Annotated in this window: 12 protein-coding genes and 4 tRNA genes; 1 reads left to right on the forward strand and 15 read right to left on the reverse strand. The window is 52.3% G+C overall.

What is annotated here, in order from left to right:
* Window positions 1–171: 171 nt before the first annotated feature.
* The 13 genes from rpoC to AC22LX_RS24540 all read right to left on the reverse strand — a co-directional run bounded on the left by rpoC (window position 172) and on the right by AC22LX_RS24540 (window position 14,366).
* Window positions 172–4,395: a DNA-directed RNA polymerase subunit beta' gene (gene rpoC, locus AC22LX_RS24480; RefSeq protein ID WP_045397360.1), complete on the reverse strand. Its 4,224-nt coding sequence runs from the start codon at window positions 4,393–4,395 to the stop codon at window positions 172–174.
* Window positions 4,396–4,471: 76 nt separating this feature from the next.
* A complete protein-coding gene (gene rpoB, locus AC22LX_RS24485; RefSeq protein WP_015704004.1) occupies window positions 4,472–8,500 on the reverse strand; it encodes a DNA-directed RNA polymerase subunit beta in 4,029 nt (1,342 codons plus the stop codon).
* A 324-nt stretch (window positions 8,501–8,824) separates the two neighbouring features.
* Window positions 8,825–9,190, reverse strand: a complete 366-nt coding sequence (gene rplL / locus AC22LX_RS24490) for a 50S ribosomal protein L7/L12 (protein WP_003033114.1) — start codon at window positions 9,188–9,190, stop codon at window positions 8,825–8,827.
* Between the two features lie 66 nt (window positions 9,191–9,256).
* Window positions 9,257–9,754: a 50S ribosomal protein L10 gene (gene rplJ, locus AC22LX_RS24495; RefSeq protein ID WP_004097644.1), complete on the reverse strand. Its 498-nt coding sequence runs from the start codon at window positions 9,752–9,754 to the stop codon at window positions 9,257–9,259.
* 414 nt (window positions 9,755–10,168) lie between these two features.
* Window positions 10,169–10,873 carry a 50S ribosomal protein L1 gene (rplA, locus tag AC22LX_RS24500; RefSeq protein WP_015368826.1) on the reverse strand — a complete coding sequence of 235 codons (705 nt, stop codon included), beginning with the start codon at window positions 10,871–10,873 and terminating at the stop codon, window positions 10,169–10,171.
* Window positions 10,874–10,876: 3 nt separating this feature from the next.
* Window positions 10,877–11,305, reverse strand: a complete 429-nt coding sequence (gene rplK / locus AC22LX_RS24505) for a 50S ribosomal protein L11 (protein WP_020079906.1) — start codon at window positions 11,303–11,305, stop codon at window positions 10,877–10,879.
* Between the two features lie 156 nt (window positions 11,306–11,461).
* Window positions 11,462–12,007 carry a transcription termination/antitermination protein NusG gene (nusG, locus tag AC22LX_RS24510; RefSeq protein WP_007665882.1) on the reverse strand — a complete coding sequence of 182 codons (546 nt, stop codon included), beginning with the start codon at window positions 12,005–12,007 and terminating at the stop codon, window positions 11,462–11,464.
* Window position 12,008: 1 nt separating this feature from the next.
* Window positions 12,009–12,392 carry a preprotein translocase subunit SecE gene (gene secE / locus AC22LX_RS24515; RefSeq protein WP_015368827.1) on the reverse strand — a complete coding sequence of 128 codons (384 nt, stop codon included), beginning with the start codon at window positions 12,390–12,392 and terminating at the stop codon, window positions 12,009–12,011.
* Between the two features lie 232 nt (window positions 12,393–12,624).
* Window positions 12,625–13,809: an elongation factor Tu gene (tuf, locus tag AC22LX_RS24520; protein ID WP_015368828.1), complete on the reverse strand. Its 1,185-nt coding sequence runs from the start codon at window positions 13,807–13,809 to the stop codon at window positions 12,625–12,627.
* Window positions 13,810–13,924: 115 nt separating this feature from the next.
* Window positions 13,925–14,000 (reverse strand) — tRNA-Thr (locus tag AC22LX_RS24525).
* Between the two features lie 5 nt (window positions 14,001–14,005).
* Window positions 14,006–14,080, reverse strand: a tRNA-Gly gene (locus tag AC22LX_RS24530).
* 115 nt (window positions 14,081–14,195) lie between these two features.
* Window positions 14,196–14,280: transfer RNA gene (locus AC22LX_RS24535), tRNA-Tyr, on the reverse strand.
* Between the two features lie 10 nt (window positions 14,281–14,290).
* A tRNA-Thr gene (locus AC22LX_RS24540) sits at window positions 14,291–14,366 on the reverse strand.
* 430 nt (window positions 14,367–14,796) lie between these two features.
* On the opposite strand from AC22LX_RS24540, the gene coaA reads away from it, so the two are divergent.
* A complete protein-coding gene (coaA, locus tag AC22LX_RS24545) occupies window positions 14,797–15,747 on the forward strand; it encodes a type I pantothenate kinase (protein ID WP_045398338.1) in 951 nt (316 codons plus the stop codon).
* A gap of 26 nt (window positions 15,748–15,773) precedes the next feature.
* On the opposite strand, the gene birA is transcribed toward coaA, so the two are convergent.
* A complete protein-coding gene (gene birA, locus AC22LX_RS24550; protein WP_045398335.1) occupies window positions 15,774–16,736 on the reverse strand; it encodes a bifunctional biotin--[acetyl-CoA-carboxylase] ligase/biotin operon repressor BirA in 963 nt (320 codons plus the stop codon).
* The gene (murB, locus tag AC22LX_RS24555; RefSeq protein ID WP_264673714.1) at window positions 16,733–17,788 is read right to left on the reverse strand and encodes a UDP-N-acetylmuramate dehydrogenase; all 1,056 of its coding nucleotides are present in this window, start codon (window positions 17,786–17,788) and stop codon (window positions 16,733–16,735) included. The genes birA and murB overlap by 4 nt, the downstream gene beginning before the upstream one ends.
* Between the last annotated feature and the right edge of the window lie 434 nt (window positions 17,789–18,222).

The following is an 18,222-nucleotide window of genomic DNA, read 5'->3' on the forward strand; positions in this document are numbered from 1 at the left end:
ATGGCATAAAGAAATAGCAAATTGATAATTACCAGGCATGTTTAATTTGCTAATTAATTGCGGCAATTACATTAAATAAATGTAATTTATTTTAGGTGAGATAAATCGACAGGTAATAAAAAAGCCAGTCAGGAAACCTGACTGGCTTTTAAGCGCTTAGCGCATCAACGATTAATCGTTGTCAGAACCGCCCAGGCCTGCGTTCAGCAGTTCTGCCAGGTTGGCAGACGCTTCTTCTACGCTCACCTGCGGCGCAGCCGGCTGTTCGCCCGCTGCGCGACGGCGCATACGATCCTGGTGGTACGCATAACCGGTACCCGCCGGGATCAGACGACCCACGATGACGTTCTCTTTCAGACCGCGCAGTTCGTCGCGTTTGCCCGCAACGGCTGCTTCGGTCAGCACGCGAGTGGTCTCCTGGAACGAGGCCGCGGAGATGAAGGACTCGGTTGCCAGAGACGCTTTGGTGATACCCAGCAGGTCACGGGAATAGGTTGCCGCAACTTTGCCATTCGCTTCAAGCTCGCGGTTAGCGATCTTAACGCGGGAGTATTCAACCTGCTCGCCTTCGAGGAAGTCGGAGCTACCAGCACTTTCGATGGTCGCTTTACGCAGCATCTGACGAACGATAACTTCAATGTGCTTATCGTTAATCTTAACGCCTTGCAGACGATAAACGTCCTGCACTTCGTTGGTGATGTAACGCGTTACCGCGTGTACGCCACGAAGACGCAGAATGTCGTGCGGCGCTTCCGGACCGTCGGAAACCACGTCACCACGTTCTACACGTTCACCTTCGAACACGTTCAGCTGACGCCATTTCGGAATCATCTCTTCGTACGGTTCGCTACCGTCTACCGGGGTGATAACCAGACGACGTTTCCCTTTGGTTTCTTTACCGAAGGAAATGATGCCGCTGATTTCAGCCAGGATTGCCGGCTCTTTCGGACGACGTGCTTCGAACAGATCCGCAACGCGCGGCAGACCACCGGTGATGTCCTTGGTACCGCCAGATTCCTGCGGAACACGGGCCAGGGTGTCACCAGAGCTGATCTGTACGCCATCTTCCAGCTGAACAATCGCTTTACCCGGCAGGAAGTACTGAGCAGGCATATCTGTGCCTGGGATCAGAACGTCGTTGCCCTGAGCATCAACAATTTTCAGCGCCGGACGCAGATCTTTACCACCGGAGGTACGTTCTGCGGAATCCAGAACCACCAGCGAAGACAGACCGGTCAGCTCGTCGGTCTGACGAGTAATGGTCTGGCCGTCGATCATGTCAGTGAAGCGGACGAAACCACTCACTTCGGTGATAACCGGCATGGTATGCGGATCCCAGTTTGCAACGGTTTCACCGCCAGCAACCTGTTCCCCGTCGCCTTTCGCCATAACGGAACCGTAAGGCACTTTATAGCTTTCTTTCGTACGACCGAATTCGTCGATCAGCTTCAGTTCGGTGTTACGCGAGGTGATAACCAGTTTACCGCTGGAGTTCACAACCGACTTCGCATTGCTCAGACGGATGCTACCTTTGTTTTTCACCTGGATGCTGGATTCAGCAGCCGCACGAGATGCCGCACCACCGATGTGGAACGTACGCATCGTCAGCTGTGTACCCGGCTCACCGATGGACTGTGCCGCGATAACGCCGATAGCCTCACCTTTGTTGATGATGTGGCCACGCGCCAGGTCACGACCGTAGCAGTGCGCACATACACCAAAGTCGGTGTCACAGGATACAACGGAACGAACTTTGACGGAGTCAACGGAGTTCTCTTCCAGCAGGTCACACCAGTGCTCGTGCAGCAGCGTGTTGCGTGGAACCAGAATGTCCGCGGTACCCGGCTTCAGAACGTCTTCAGCAGTCACACGACCCAGTACGCGATCGCGCAGCGGCTCTTTAACGTCGCCACCTTCGATAACCGGCGTCATGGTGATGCCTTCCAGGGTGCCACAGTCGTCTTCAGTAACAACCAGGTCCTGCGCAACGTCAACCAGACGACGAGTCAGGTAACCGGAGTTCGCTGTCTTCAGTGCGGTATCCGCCAGACCTTTACGAGCACCGTGGGTGGAGATGAAGTACTGGAGTACGTTCAGACCTTCACGGAAGTTCGCGGTGATCGGCGTTTCGATGATGGAGCCATCCGGCTTCGCCATCAGACCACGCATACCAGCCAGCTGACGAATCTGTGCCGCAGAACCACGCGCACCGGAGTCGGCCATCATGTAGATGCTGTTGAAGGAAACCTGCTGTTCTTCCTGACCGTCACGGTTAATAACGGTTTCGGTTTGCAGGTTATCCATCATCGCTTTGGATACACGATCGTTCGCCGCAGCCCAGATATCGATAACTTTGTTGTAGCGTTCGCCCGCAGTAACCAGACCAGACTGGAACTGTTCCTGAATCTCAGCAACTTCAGCTTCCGCTTCGCTGATGATTTCGTATTTTTTCTCCGGGATGACCATGTCATCGATACCAACGGATGCACCTGAACGCGCTGCATAAGCAAAGCCGGTGTACATCGTCTGGTCCGCAAAAATAACGGTCGGTTTCAGACCCAGAATACGGTAACAGGTGTTCAGCATCTTGGAGATCGCTTTCTTACCGAGCGCCTGGTTCACGATAGAGAACGGCAGACCTTTCGGTACGATCATCCACAGAATGGCACGGCCAATGGTCGTGTCTTTCAGGCTGGTCTTCGCGACGAATTCACCATTGTCGTCTTTTTCGTATTCGGTGATACGCACTTTAACGCGCGCATGCAGAGAGGCCAGACCGGCGCGATAAATACGCTCCGCTTCTTTCGGGCCAGTCAGCACCATGCCTTCGCCTTTGGCGTTAACACAGTCACGGGTCATGTAGTACAGACCCAGTACAACGTCCTGAGACGGAACGATGATTGGTTCGCCGTTCGCCGGGGACAGGATGTTGTTGGTAGACATCATCAGCGCACGCGCTTCCAACTGGGCTTCCAGCGTCAGCGGTACGTGAACAGCCATCTGGTCACCATCGAAGTCGGCGTTATATGCCGCACAAACGAGCGGGTGCAGCTGAATAGCTTTACCTTCGATCAGAACCGGTTCGAACGCCTGAATACCCAAACGGTGCAGTGTTGGCGCACGGTTCAGCAGTACCGGGTGTTCGCGGATAACTTCGTCCAGGATATCCCAAACGACGGCTTCTTCGCGCTCAACCATTTTCTTAGCGGCTTTGATGGTGGTGGCCAGGCCACGCAGTTCCAGCTTGCCGTAGATGAACGGTTTGAACAGCTCCAGCGCCATTTTCTTCGGCAGACCGCACTGATGCAGACGCAGGTATGGACCTACGGTGATTACAGAACGACCGGAGTAGTCAACACGCTTACCGAGCAGGTTCTGACGGAAACGACCCTGTTTACCTTTGATCATATCGGCCAAAGATTTCAGAGGACGTTTGTTAGAACCGGTGATCGCACGACCGCGACGACCGTTATCCAGCAGGGCGTCGACCGCTTCCTGCAGCATACGTTTTTCGTTGCGTACGATGATGTCCGGCGCAGCCAGATCCAGCAGACGTTTCAGACGGTTGTTACGGTTAATGACGCGACGATACAGATCGTTCAGGTCAGAAGTCGCAAAACGACCGCCATCCAGCGGAACCAGCGGACGCAGATCTGGCGGCAGAACCGGCAGAACGGTCAGGATCATCCACTCCGGCTTGTTGCCAGATTGAACGAACGCTTCCAGCAGCTTAATGCGCTTGGTCAGCTTTTTACGCTTGGTTTCGGAGTTGGTTTCGTTCAGCTCTTCACGCAGCTGCTCGCACTCTTGCTCCAGGTCCATGCTTTTCAGCAGGGCCTGAATAGCTTCGGCGCCCATCTTCGCGTCGAATTCGTCACCGAACTCTTCCAGCGCGTCCAGGTACTGCTCTTCAGTCAGAATCTGGTTGCGTTCGAGGTTGGTCATGCCACCTTCGATAACAACATAAGATTCAAAGTACAGTACGCGTTCGATATCACGCAGCGGCATATCCAGCAGCAGACCGATACGGGACGGCAGAGACTTCAGGAACCAGATGTGGGCAGTCGGAGACGCCAGCTCGATGTGGCCCATGCGCTCACGACGCACTTTGGTCTGGGTCACTTCAACGCCGCACTTCTCACAGATAACACCACGGTGTTTCAGGCGCTTGTACTTACCGCACAGGCACTCATAGTCTTTTACTGGCCCGAAAATACGAGCGCAGAACAGACCGTCACGTTCTGGCTTGAACGTACGGTAGTTAATGGTTTCCGGCTTTTTAACTTCACCGAAAGACCATGAACGGATCATGTCTGGCGATGCCAGAGCAATTTTGATCGCATCAAACTCTTCGGTTTTAGTTTGCGCTTTCAGAAACTTTAATAAGTCTTTCACGGATTTGCTCCCGTCGGAGTTAGCACAATCTGGCGCCGGGTTTTACCCCGGCACCAGTGACCTGTTTGAGCGAGAGTTACTCGTCTTCCAGTTCGATGTTGATGCCCAGCGAGCGGATTTCTTTCAACAGTACGTTGAAGGATTCCGGCATGCCCGGTTCCATCTGGTGGTTGCCGTCCACGATGTTTTTATACATCTTGGTACGACCGTTCACGTCATCAGACTTAACGGTGAGCATTTCCTGCAGGGTGTAGGCCGCGCCGTATGCTTCCAGCGCCCACACTTCCATCTCACCGAAGCGCTGACCACCGAACTGCGCCTTACCACCCAGCGGCTGCTGAGTAACCAGGCTGTAAGAACCGGTGGAACGAGCGTGCATTTTGTCGTCGACCAGGTGGTTCAGTTTCAGCATGTACATGTAACCTACGGTTACCGGACGTTCGAACTGTTCACCGGTGCGGCCGTCAAACAGAGTGATCTGACCGGAAGTCGGCAGGTCGCCCAGCTGCAGCAGCTCTTTGATTTCAGCTTCTTTCGCACCGTCGAATACCGGCGTTGCGATTGGCATGCCTTTACGCAGGTTTTCAGCCAGACGCAGAACTTCTTCATCGCTGAAGGTATTCAGGTCAACTTTCTGGCGAACGTCAGCGCCCAGATCGTAAGCACGCTGGATGAATTCGCGCAGTTTCGCGACTTCTTGCTGCTGTTTCAGCATGGCGTTGATCTTATCGCCGATGCCTTTCGCAGCCATACCCAGGTGAGTTTCCAGGATCTGACCGATGTTCATACGAGACGGTACGCCCAGCGGGTTCAGTACGATATCTACCGGCGTACCGTTAGCATCGTGCGGCATATCTTCGATCGGGTTGATCTTAGAGATAACACCCTTGTTACCGTGACGACCCGCCATCTTATCACCAGGCTGGATACGGCGTTTAACGGCCAGGTATACCTTAACAATCTTCAGCACGCCCGGTGCCAGATCGTCGCCTTGAGTGATTTTACGGCGTTTCGCTTCGAGTTTTTTCTCGAACTCGTGTTTCAGTTCGTCATACTGCTCAGCCAGTTGCTCCAGCTGATTTTGTTTCTCTTCGTCGGTCAGGCCCAGTTCCAGCCAGCGATCGCGCGGCAGTTTGTCGAGCTTGTCAGCTTCAACACCACCGGCAACCAACACAGCGTAGATACGGCTGAACAGACCAGCTTCGAGGATCTGCAGTTCTTCAGACAGGTCTTTTTTAGCCTGCTTCAGCTGCATCTCTTCGATCTCAAGAGCACGCTTGTCTTTTTCTACGCCGTCACGGGTAAACACCTGAACGTCGATAACGGTACCAGAGACACCGTTCGGTACGCGCAGAGAAGAGTCTTTAACGTCAGACGCTTTCTCACCGAAGATCGCGCGCAGCAGTTTCTCTTCCGGAGTCAGCTGGGTTTCACCTTTCGGGGTTACCTTACCAACCAGAATGTCGCCGCCGGTCACTTCCGCACCGATATAAACGATACCGGATTCATCCAGTTTAGAGAGCGCGGCTTCACCCACGTTCGGGATGTCAGCGGTGATCTCTTCCGGCCCCAGCTTGGTGTCACGGGACACGCATGCCAGTTCCTGAATGTGGATGGTGGTGAAACGGTCTTCCTGGACAACACGCTCGGATACGAGGATGGAGTCTTCGAAGTTGTAGCCGTTCCACGGCATGAACGCTACGCGCATGTTCTGACCCAGCGCCAGTTCACCGAGGTCGGTGGACGGGCCGTCGGCCAGGACGTCGCCGCGTTCAATTGGTTCACCCAGGGACACGCAAGGCATCTGGTTGATGCAGGTGTTCTGGTTAGAACGGGTGTACTTGGTCAGGTTATAGATGTCGATACCTGCTTCGCCCGGGTACATCTCGTCTTCGTTAACTTTGATAACGATACGGGAAGCATCCACGTACTGAACGGTACCGCCACGTTTAGCCACCGCAGTAACACCGGAGTCAACGGCAACAGCACGTTCCATACCGGTACCAACCAGCGGCTTATCAGCGCGCAGAGTCGGAACCGCCTGACGTTGCATGTTCGCACCCATCAATGCACGGTTGGCGTCATCGTGTTCCAGGAACGGGATCAGGGACGCACCGACGGATACCACCTGCTGGGTGGATACGTCCATGTAGTCAACCTGGTCGCGGCTGAACAAGCTGGATTCGCCTTTACTACGGCAGGTAACCAGATCTTCAACAAAGTGGCCTTCGTCATCCAGGTTGGAGTTCGCCTGAGCGATGACGTAGTTACCTTCTTCGATAGCAGACAGGTAATGAATTTCGTCGGTAACAACACCGTCGGTCACTTTACGATACGGGGTCTCAAGGAAACCGTATTCGTTAGTCTGTGCGTACACAGACAGGGAGTTGATCAGACCGATGTTCGGACCTTCAGGCGTTTCGATTGGACATACGCGACCATAGTGAGTCGGGTGTACGTCTCGAACTTCGAAGCCTGCGCGTTCACGGGTCAGACCGCCTGGGCCGAGTGCGGAGATACGACGTTTGTGCGTAATCTCAGACAGCGGGTTGTTCTGGTCCATAAACTGGGACAGCTGGCTGGAACCAAAGAACTCTTTCACTGCTGCGGAAATCGGCTTGGCGTTGATCATATCCTGAGGCATCAGGGTATCCAGATCGCCCAGAGACAGACGCTCTTTAACCGCACGCTCTACACGCACCAGGCCAACGCGGAACTGGTTTTCCGCCATTTCGCCAACGGAACGGATACGACGGTTGCCGAGGTGGTCGATATCATCGACTTCGCCTTTACCGTTACGGATATCGATGAGCTTCTTCATCACTTCGATGATGTCGTCTTTGCTCAGGATACCGGAACCTTCGATTTCGTCGCGCAGCAGAGAACGGTTGAACTTCATACGACCAACCGCGGACAGATCGTAGCGGTCTTCGGAGAAGAACAGGTTCTCAAACAGGCTTTCAGCCGCTTCACGAGTCGGCGGCTCACCCGGGCGCATCATGCGGTAGATTTCTACCAGCGCGCTCAGACGATCGTTGGTTGGGTCGACGCGTACAGTTTCAGAAATGTACGGACCGTGGTCCAGATCGTTGGTGAACAGCGTTTCGATACGCTTGTGGCCGGACTGGCTCAGTTTAGCCAGCAGATCCAGGCTCAGCTCCATGTTCGCCGGGCAGATCAGTTCGCCGGTCGCTTCGTCGATGTAGTCTTTAGAAGCAACTTTACCCGCGATGTACTCAACCGGAACTTCGATATGTTTGATATCGTCTTTTTCCAGCTGGCGAATATGGCGCGCGGTAATACGACGGCCTTTCTCAACGTACACTTTACCGTTGGCTTCGATATCGAAGGAGGCGGTTTCACCGCGCAGACGCTCCGGTACCAGCTCCATCTGCAGCTTGTTGTCGCGAATTTCAAAGACCACTTTCTCGAAGAACAGGTCAAGGATCTGCTCAGTGGTGTAATTCAGCGCGCGCAGAATGATGGTTGCAGGCAGTTTACGACGACGGTCGATACGAACGAACAGGTTGTCTTTCGGGTCGAATTCGAAGTCCAGCCAGGAACCACGGTAAGGAATGATACGTGCGTTATACAGGACCTTACCGGAAGAGTGAGTCTTACCTTTGTCACTGTCAAAGAAGACGCCCGGGCTACGGTGCAGCTGAGAAACGATAACACGCTCGGTACCGTTGATAACGAAGGTACCGTTGTCGGTCATGAGCGGGATTTCGCCCATGTAGACTTCTTGTTCTTTAATGTCTTTAACGGTGCCTTCCGGCGCTTCGCGCTCGTAGATCACCAGACGCAGTTTCACACGCAGCGGTGCGGAATACGTCACGCCACGGATCTGACATTCTTTAACATCAAAAACAGGTTCGCCCAGACGGTAGCTGACGTATTGCAGCTCTGAATTACCGCTGTAGCTCTGAATCGGGAATACGGAACGGAAGGCTGCTTCCAGACCATACTGCCCTTCAGGATCTTGCTCGATAAACTTCTGGAACGAGTCAAGCTGGATAGAAAGGAGATAAGGCACATCCAGAACTTGTGGACGTTTACCAAAATCCTTACGAATACGTTTTTTCTCGGTATAGGAGTAAACCATAGGGTTCCTCAGCTCGCTGACAAGTCGACCCATCTGCCCGGAAAGGGCAGTTTTTTATGCAACACTATTTTGTTGACCGGAAAATGGAACACTTTCCGCAATGCCTGTTGCTATCACGCTTAAACCATTTCATTGCGATTTACACAGCCCAGGAACCCTAACCTGTCGCAGTATATTAAGTCGTCGATAGAAACAAGCATTGTGAGGCAAACCAGCAGTCAAACAGTGTGAAATGCTACTGGCGCCTTACAGCGCAAAAAGGCTGGTGACTAAAAAGTCACCAGCCTCAGCCTAATTTCTCAGGCTGCAACCGGAAGGGTTGGCTTATTTAACTTCAACTTCAGCGCCAGCTTCTTCCAGAGATTTTTTCAGAGCTTCAGCGTCGTCTTTGCTGATGCCTTCTTTCAGTGCAGCCGGTGCAGATTCTACCAGGTCTTTAGCTTCTTTCAGACCCAGGCCAGTCGCGCCACGTACTGCTTTGATAACAGCAACTTTGTTAGCGCCAGCAGCTTTCAGAATTACGTCGAATTCAGTTTTTTCTTCAGCAGCTTCAGCCGGGCCAGCAGCTACAGCTACAGCAGCAGCAGCGGAAACACCGAATTTTTCTTCCATTGCAGAGATCAGCTCAACAACGTCCATTACGGACATAGCGGATACTGCTTCAATGATTTGATCTTTAGTGATAGACATTTAAATTGTTCCTGAATATCAGAATAAGTTTATACGTAAGCGAGTGCTTTACAAAGATAACTGCGATTAAGCAGCTTCTTTCGCATCGCGTACAGCAGCCAGAGTACGAACCAGTTTGCCAGCCGAAGCTTCTTTCATGGTTGCCATCAGGCGTGCAATTGCTTCTTCGTAGGTCGGCAGAGTTGCCAGGCGGTCGATTTGCGACGCCGGGATCAGCTCACCTTCAAAGGCAGCGGCTTTGACCTCAAATTTTGCATTCGCTTTCGCGAACTCTTTGAACAGACGAGCAGCAGCGCCCGGGTGTTCCATAGAGTATGCAATCAGGGTCGGACCAACAAACGTGTCTTTCAGGCACTCGAACGGAGTACCTTCAACGACGCGGCGCAGCAGGGTGTTACGAACAACACGCATGTAAACGCCAGCTTCACGACCTGCTTTACGCAGTTCAGTCATTTTATCTACAGTTACGCCACGGGAATCCGCAACTACTGCAGACAGCGCGCCTTTGGCTACTTCGCTGACTTCAGCAACAATCGCTTGTTTGTCTTGAAGATTTAAAGCCATTAGCTTTGCTCCTGGATGTTTGCCAGAGCTTATGCTCTGGAACTCACTTCACTCTATTCAACGAATAGAGCGTCTTAATACGGTGAGCAGAAACAAGCCAGAGTATCCAAAAAATAATCTTAGCGTTCTGTCACCGTCTACGCAGGGGATTAAGTTTCTTACGAAACACCTGCGGTCTTCGACGGAGGCCTGGATAGGCCAGGCTCCAACGAACAAATTCTTCCTATGACTTCGTCCTTCGAACCGCAGCGGCGTTAGCTGCTCTCGTTCACACCGGTCATGTAGTTAACTACACTCCCGGTGATTCACTCGATTGCTGCCTTGCTGCAATTCAAATGACTCGCATAGCGTCTGTCTTATTGACAGAATCGTGGGGGTAAGATTGTAGACAAAATCACCGCCCACGTAAAGGCATTAGTTTGCAGAAGCGTTCAGGCCAGCCTGATCTACTGCAACACCTGCACCCATGGTGGTGGAGATGCTAACTTTCTTGATGTACACGCCTTTAGCCTGAGTCGGTTTTGCTTTTTTCAGCGCAACCAGCAGAGCTTCCAGGTTTTCTTTCAGTTTGTCAGCGTCAAAGTCCACTTTACCGATGGTGGTGTGGATGATGCCGTTTTTGTCGTTACGATAACGAACCTGACCTGCTTTAGCGTTCTTAACCGCTTCAGCAACGTTAGGAGTTACGGTACCAACTTTCGGGTTTGGCATCAGGCCGCGCGGGCCCAGAACCTGGCCCAGCTGGCCAACAACGCGCATTGCATCCGGGGAAGCAATAACAACGTCAAAGTTCATTTCGCCTTTCTTGATCTGGTCAGCCAGATCTTCCATACCTACCAGCTCGGCGCCTGCAGCTTTAGCAGCTTCAGCGTTCGGGCCCTGTGCAAATACGGCAACGCGAACAGAACGGCCAGTACCGTGCGGCAGTACAGTTGCACCACGTACGTTCTGGTCAGATTTACGAGCATCGATGCCCAGGTTTACAGCAACGTCAACGCTTTCAACGAACTTAGCGGTCGCCAGTTCTTTCAGCAGAGAGATGGCTTCGTTGATGTCGTACTGTTTAGTTGCATCAACTTTCTCACGAATCACGGACATGCGCTTGGTCAGTTTAGCCATTTCTTAGTCCTCCACTACCAGGCCCATGGAACGTGCAGTACCTTCGATGGAGCGAGTCATCGCTTCAATGTCGGCACCAGTCATGTCGGCAGCTTTGGTCTGCGCGATTTCCTGCAGCTGAGCGCGGGAAATTTTACCAACTTTCTCTTTGTTCGGCTTACCGGAGCCGGACTTGATACCAGCCGCTTTTTTCAGCAGAACTGCTGCCGGCGGAGTTTTGGTAACGAAAGTGAAAGAACGGTCAGCGTAAACGGTGATAACAACCGGGATTGGCAGACCTTTTTCCATGGATTCAGTTTTTGCGTTGAACGCTTTGCAGAATTCCATGATGTTAACGCCCTGCTGACCCAGTGCTGGACCAACCGGCGGACTCGGGTTTGCCATACCAGCTGCAACCTGCAGCTTGACGTAGGCTTGTACTTTCTTAGCCATTCTTAAATCCTCGAATTGGGTATTAACGCTTCAGAGAAGCTCCCCGTGATTAAACATCGTTTTACGGGCCAGGCCCATAAAAACAAAAGGCGCGAAATTGTATTCCAATTTCGCGCCCTATGCAACGATTAAATCGCTGCTTTTTTGATCGCCGGCTTACGCCTTCTCAACCTGACCGAAGTCCAGCTCTACCGGAGTCGCACGACCGAAGATAGAAACGGAAACTTTCAGGCGGGACTTCTCGTAGTCCACTTCTTCAACAACGCCGTTAAAGTCAGCAAACGGACCGTCGTTAACGCGAACCATTTCGCCCGGTTCAAACAGCGTTTTCGGACGCGGCTTATCGCCAACCTGCTGCAGACGGTTCATGATGGCATCGACTTCTTTGTCGCTGATCGGCGCCGGACGGTCGGAAGTACCGCCGATGAAGCCCATCACGCGCGGGACGCTGCGCACCAGGTGCCAGCTCGCGTCGTTCATGACCATCTGAACCAGAACGTAGCCTGGGAAGAATTTGCGTTCGCTTTTGCGACGCTGGCCGCCACGGATTTCAACCACTTCTTCGGTCGGAACCATGACTTCGCCAAACAACTCTTCCATGTTGTGTAATTTGATATGTTCACGCAGCGAAGTAGCTACGCGACCTTCAAAACCGGAAAACGCCTGAACGACGTACCAGCGCTTTTTAGGAGCTTCAGACATCTCAGAACCTCAGGCCAGTGATAAAGGATACCAGGCGAACCAGAATACCATCCAGTCCCCACAGGATCAGTGACATTACTGCAGTTACGGCAGCAACAATCAGCGTGGTGTGCAGCGTTTCCTGGCGGGTCGGCCAGATCACTTTGCGGACTTCGGTTCTCGCTTCGCGGGCGAAGGCGACAGTCGCCTTACCTTTTGTCGTTAACAGAGCGACGCCACCGGCAGCAGCGATAAGAATCACCACGGCCAGCGCACGGATCGCCAGCATAATGTCGCGATAAAGGAAGTTGCCTACGATGGCTACGATCAGCAGCACGGCAACGATAACCCACTTCAACGCTTCCAGGCCGCGCCCGCTCCCTTGAGCTTCGGTATTCGCACTCATAAACCAACCTGTCACAAGAATTCAGACAAACATCTTCGCCCCGCGTTAAATGCGAGGCGACCAAACCGAAATGCTCTGCTGCGTTTCGGACTTTACGCCCTCTTCAGAGCCTGTCTCAGCAATGATTATGACAAAAAAAATCACTGATGAGCCAGGTTCTGGTGTGAAAGCGTGCAAAAAGGGCATCAAATGATGCCCTTTTATTGCGCATTGCGTCAAATGTTATCAGCGATTAGCCGAGAACTTTAGCAACCACGCCCGCGCCAACGGTACGGCCGCCTTCACGGATTGCGAAACGCAGACCGTCGTCCATCGCGATCGGGTGGATCAGGGTAACAACCATTTTGATGTTGTCGCCCGGCATTACCATCTCTACGCCTTCCGGCAGTTCGATGGTACCAGTCACGTCAGTAGTACGGAAGTAGAACTGCGGACGGTAGCCTTTGAAGAACGGAGTATGACGGCCGCCTTCATCTTTGGACAGGATGTACACTTCAGATTCGAACTTGGTGTGCGGCTTGATGCTGCCTGGCTTAGCCAGTACCTGACCACGTTCGATTTCTTCACGTTTGATACCACGCAGCAGAACGCCTACGTTCTCACCAGCACGGCCTTCGTCCAGCAGTTTGCGGAACATTTCAACGCCAGTACAGGTGGTTTTCGCGGTGTCTTTGATACCAACGATTTCAACTTCTTCACCAACTTTGATGATACCGCGCTCTACACGACCGGTAACAACGGTACCACGACCGGAGATGGAGAATACGTCTTCGATCGGCAGCAGGAACGGCTTGTCAATCGCACGCTCTGGTTCCGGGATGTAAGAATCCAGGAAGCCAGCCAGTTCGATGATTTTCGCTTCCCACTCTGCATCGCCTTCCAGCGCTTTCAGAGCAGAACCACGAACGATCGGAGTGTCGTCGCCCGGGAAATCGTACTGAGACAGCAGTTCACGAACTTCCATCTCAACCAGTTCCAGCAGCTCTTCGTCATCAACCATGTCGCATTTGTTCAGGAACACGATGATGTACGGAACGCCTACCTGGCGACCCAGCAGGATGTGCTCACGAGTCTGCGGCATCGGGCCGTCAGTTGCAGCAACAACCAGGATCGCGCCGTCCATCTGAGCAGCACCGGTGATCATGTTTTTAACATAGTCGGCGTGGCCCGGGCAGTCTACGTGCGCGTAGTGGCGAGTCGGGGTGTCATATTCAACGTGGGAAGTGTTGATGGTGATACCACGAGCTTTTTCTTCCGGCGCGTTATCGATCTGGTCGAATGCGCGAGCAGCACCGCCGTAGGTTTTAGCCAGTACGGTAGTGATTGCAGCGGTCAGCGTTGTTTTACCATGGTCAACGTGGCCGATAGTACCGACGTTAACGTGCGGTTTTGTACGTTCAAACTTTTCTTTAGACATCGATTGTCCCTCTAAGACACGGATAAATCGGTGATATCACCACATCAACCAGGCAACATGCCCGACTTGTTGAATGCAATAAACAGAGAGAAACAGGGAAGGAGAGATAAAGAAGTGGTGCTGATACCCAGAGTCGAACTGGGGACCTCACCCTTACCAAGGGTGCGCTCTACCAACTGAGCCATATCAGCACGTCTGGAGCGGGCAGCGGGAATCGAACCCGCATCATCAGCTTGGAAGGCTGAGGTAATAGCCATTATACGATGCCCGCATCCTGAAACTCGGCTACCCAGTTCTTTCTGTAACAAAAAAGAGATTGCTCTCTTTAATGTTGAGCTGATTAGTTTACCCAACCAACTCCGGCTACGCAAAGCGTCGCCCGAAAGTGGTGGTGGGGGAAGGATTCGAACCTTCGAAGTCGATGACGGCAGATTTACAGTCTGCTCCCTTTGGCCGCTCGGGAACCCCACCCAAATTGTTATGGTGCCGACTACCGGAATCGAACTGGTGACCTACTGATTACAAGTCAGTTGCTCTACCTACTGAGCTAAGTCGGCATCAAGTAGCGCGCATTCTAGGGAGACCTGCGAGTTCATGCAACTAAAAATTTGCATAAAACGTTCTCTTGCTCACATTTTGTGCTCTTACGCGAAAAAACGGTGTAATTTCAAACAATGGAGTGCAAAAAAAGCGCATTCCTCAACGCAGAATTTGTTTCGCTGCGCCTGTCAGATACAAGAATGACGGTTTTTTCACCTGGAAATCCTGGTGGCAGGCGCGATCGCTAACCTGCAAAGATAGCAGACTCGCTTTCTCCCCTCTTTCTACTTATTCATCACTTGTGATGCTGCTATGAGAAAGCGCCCTTCGATGAGTTTTTTTCTTATTATTCCCGGCATTCTGGTGTTACCCTCCTGCCCATTGTCCTGATTAACTAGTGTGAAGCATCACCGCTACCTCTTTTTCGGTGATAGTAAGAACATGCTTATGAGCAAAAAAGAGCAGACGTTAATGACACCCTATCTACAATTTAACCGCAACCAATGGGCTGCACTTCGTGATTCCGTTCCGATGACGCTGACAGAGGAAGAAATCGCGCGGTTAAAAGGCATCAACGAAGATCTTTCGCTGGAAGAAGTCGCCGAGATCTATTTGCCGCTGTCACGTTTGCTCAATTTCTATATCAGTTCCAACCTCCGTCGCCAGGCGGTGCTTGAACAATTCCTTGGTACCAACGGCCAGCGCATCCCTTACATCATCAGTATTGCAGGTAGTGTTGCGGTTGGTAAAAGTACAACAGCGCGTGTTTTACAGGCGCTGCTTAGCCGCTGGCCTGAACATCGCCATGTAGAACTGATTACTACCGATGGCTTCTTACATCCTAACTCGGTGTTAAAGGAACGCGGCCTGATGAAGAAAAAGGGCTTCCCGCAGTCATATGATATGCATCGGCTGGTGAAGTTTGTTTCTGATCTGAAATCTGGCGTACCCAGCGCAACCGCGCCGGTCTATTCCCATCTGATTTATGATGTTATTCCTGATGGCGATAAAACCGTTGCTCAACCGGATATTCTTATTCTGGAAGGTTTGAACGTTCTGCAGAGCGGAATGGATTATCCACACGATCCCCATCATGTATTTGTTTCTGACTTTGTCGATTTCTCTATTTATGTCGATGCGCCGGAAGACTTATTAAAGAACTGGTATATCAATCGCTTCCTGAAATTCCGTGAAGGAGCTTTTACCGATCCAGATTCTTATTTCCATAATTACGCCAAACTTTCAAAAGACGAAGCGGTTAATATTGCCACTTCATTATGGAATGAGATCAACCTACTGAACTTAAAAGAAAATATATTACCAACCAGAGAGCGTGCCAGCTTGATTATGACGAAGAGCGCAAATCACTCGGTCGATCAAGTTCGCCTACGGAAATAAGAAAGGGAGCGCAAGCTCCCTTCTGTTTATTCTGCGCTACGCAGCGATATCTCGCCTCCAACCCATGGTTTAATTACCCCATCCTGCTCGAGTAATAATGCCCCTTGTGCATCAATTCCGCGAGAAATACCAAATATTTCCTTATCGCCAATAATCAGCTTCACCGGCCGATTAATAAAGTTATCCAGTTTTTCCCAGCGTGGCAGGTAAGGTGTTAAACCTTCCTGCTCGAATAGTTGCAAACCGCTACGTAATGCTTTCACCAGACGCGCCGTCAGGGTGTTACGGTCAATGAAGACTCCCGCCTCCTGTAAGCTGATCCACCCCTGATTGACAACATCAGACTCAACCCGGCGCATCACGAGATTGATACCAGCACCGCTGACGATCTGCGCGGCATCACCGGTTTTGCCTGTCAGTTCTACCAGGATACCGGACAACTTGCGGTCCTGCAGATAAATATCATTCGGCCATTTGACCCGAACGTTATCCGCCCCCAGGCTCTGCAGTACTTCTGCAATCACAATACCGATGACCAGGCTCAAACCAATCGCAGCTGCGGGGCCTTGCTCCAGACGCCAGTACATGGAGAGATAAAGATTGGCCCCAAACGGTGAGAACCACTTACGCCCGCGGCGGCCACGACCAGCCTGCTGATATTCAGCAACACAGGCATCACCTGACTCCAGTTCGTCCAGACGATCCAGCAAATACTGGTTGGTGGAGTCAATCACCGGCAGCACGGTAATACGACCTTGTTCAATCTGGCCGGCAATCTTTTGTTCATCCAGCAATTCAATCGGCTCAGGGAGGCTATAGCCCTTCCCTGGTACGGTAAACACATCAACACCCCAGTCGCGGAGCGTCTGCATATGCTTGTTAATTGCCGCGCGGCTCATCCCCAGGCGTTCGCCAAGCTGTTCGCCAGAGTGAAACTCGCCATCCGCCAGAATAGAGATAAGCGTCAGGGGTACGGTATTGTCTTTCATGCAATCACCTCTTCCGCGTTCACTTCACCCTGCTCTCCGATGAAGCGCACTTCAGGCTGTAGCCAAACGTTAAATTTCTCGCCAACCTGCTGGCGGACATAGTGGGCTAACCCTACGACATCATCGCTGGTCGCCTGGTTATCGTTGATCAGCACCAACGCCTGCTGACGGTGAACTGCCGCCCCGCCGATAGTTTTACCTTTTAGCTGGCACTGATCGATAAGCCAACCGGCCGCCAGCTTAACGCTGCCGTCAGCCTGTGGATAATGTGGCGCGCCAGGGAATGCAGCCAGCAATTCCTGAGCAACCTGAGCGCTGACGACCGGGTTCTTAAAGAAGCTGCCGGCATTACCATTTACTTTCGGATCCGGTAACTTGGTCATACGCATATGGCAAACCGCATCAAACACCTGGCGGGGGGTAACAGTTTGCGCATCGAGACGGGTTAAATCCCCGTAGGTCAGGACAGGCTGCCACGCTTTTTTCAGCCATAGCCCAACAGCCACTATCGCGTAACGATCCTGATATTCATGTTTGAAAATACTGTCACGATAGCCGAAACGGCACTGTGCGGTAGAAAGGCGCTGCTTGCGACCTGTTTCGAGTTCGATACAGTCTACGTATTCACATACTCGCTGCAGTTCGACGCCATAGGCACCAATATTTTGAATTGGTGAAGACCCCGCGCAGCCAGGAATTAAGGCCAGGTTTTCCAGCCCAGGCATGCCATTTTCCAGCGCAAATTGCACCAGTTGATGCCAGTTTTCGCCGGCGCCAACGTGCAAACGCCAGGCTTCAGACGTTTCGCTTACCTCGATCCCCATGATGCGGTTGATGATCACCGTGCCGGAATAGTCTTTCAGGAACAGCACGTTGCTTCCTTCTCCAAGGATCAGACAAGGTTGGTGTTCTGCAGCGGCGGCTTGCCAGGCAGCCAGCAACTGTTGTTCATTTTCAGCAAGTACAATTGCTTTGGCAGAATGGTTAATGCCAAAGGTATTCCAGGGTTTGAGGGAGAGGTTCATAGTGGCTTCCTGATGCAAAATCAGCATTAGTTTACCGTATATAGCGAGGGAAGGCTTGCCTGAATAATACCGGTTCAGGGCCGGGTTCTACTCATGATGGGCGTTAATGAATGGCGCTGGCAGGGAGGATGTTTCCCCGGAGGCGGTGCTGCGCACCTTTTCCGGGCTACGGGTTGGTAGCCACGGTAAGCGCAGCGCCACCGGGGGAGACGGCGGCGCGTCTGGCCGCAAAACACAAAAACAAAAGGCCCGGTCTTCCGACTGAGCCTTTCGTTTACGTTGCTATGACAGCGGCTTTCCCCGGAGGCGGTGCTGCGCACCTTTTCCGGGCTACAGGACTGTAGCCCCGGTAAGCGCAGCGCCACCGGGGGAGACGGCGGCGCGTCTGGCCGCAAAACACAAAAACAAAAGGCCCAGTCTTCCGACTGAGCCTTTCGTTCTATTTGATGCCTGGCAGTTCC

The sequence above is a fragment of the Klebsiella sp. PK01 genome, assembly GCF_057624675.1.

What these genes read in the sequence shown, in the direction of transcription:
- birA (WP_045398335.1), bottom strand. Translation starts at nt 16,736, where the DNA reads ATGAAAGACAATACCGTACCCCTGACGCTTATCTCTATTCTGGCGGAT.
- rplL (WP_003033114.1), bottom strand. Translation starts at nt 9,190, where the DNA reads ATGTCTATCACTAAAGATCAAATCATTGAAGCAGTATCCGCTATGTCC.
- secE (WP_015368827.1), bottom strand. Translation starts at nt 12,392, where the DNA reads ATGAGTGCGAATACCGAAGCTCAAGGGAGCGGGCGCGGCCTGGAAGCG.
- rpoB (WP_015704004.1), bottom strand. Translation starts at nt 8,500, where the DNA reads ATGGTTTACTCCTATACCGAGAAAAAACGTATTCGTAAGGATTTTGGT.
- murB (WP_264673714.1), bottom strand. Translation starts at nt 17,788, where the DNA reads ATGCTGATTTTGCATCAGGAAGCCACTATGAACCTCTCCCTCAAACCC.
- tuf (WP_015368828.1), bottom strand. Translation starts at nt 13,809, where the DNA reads ATGTCTAAAGAAAAGTTTGAACGTACAAAACCGCACGTTAACGTCGGT.
- rplK (WP_020079906.1), bottom strand. Translation starts at nt 11,305, where the DNA reads ATGGCTAAGAAAGTACAAGCCTACGTCAAGCTGCAGGTTGCAGCTGGT.
- coaA (WP_045398338.1), top strand. Translation starts at nt 14,797, where the DNA reads ATGAGCAAAAAAGAGCAGACGTTAATGACACCCTATCTACAATTTAAC.
- rplA (WP_015368826.1), bottom strand. Translation starts at nt 10,873, where the DNA reads ATGGCTAAACTGACCAAGCGCATGTCCGTGATTCGTGAGAAAGTTGAT.
- nusG (WP_007665882.1), bottom strand. Translation starts at nt 12,007, where the DNA reads ATGTCTGAAGCTCCTAAAAAGCGCTGGTACGTCGTTCAGGCGTTTTCC.
- rplJ (WP_004097644.1), bottom strand. Translation starts at nt 9,754, where the DNA reads ATGGCTTTAAATCTTCAAGACAAACAAGCGATTGTTGCTGAAGTCAGC.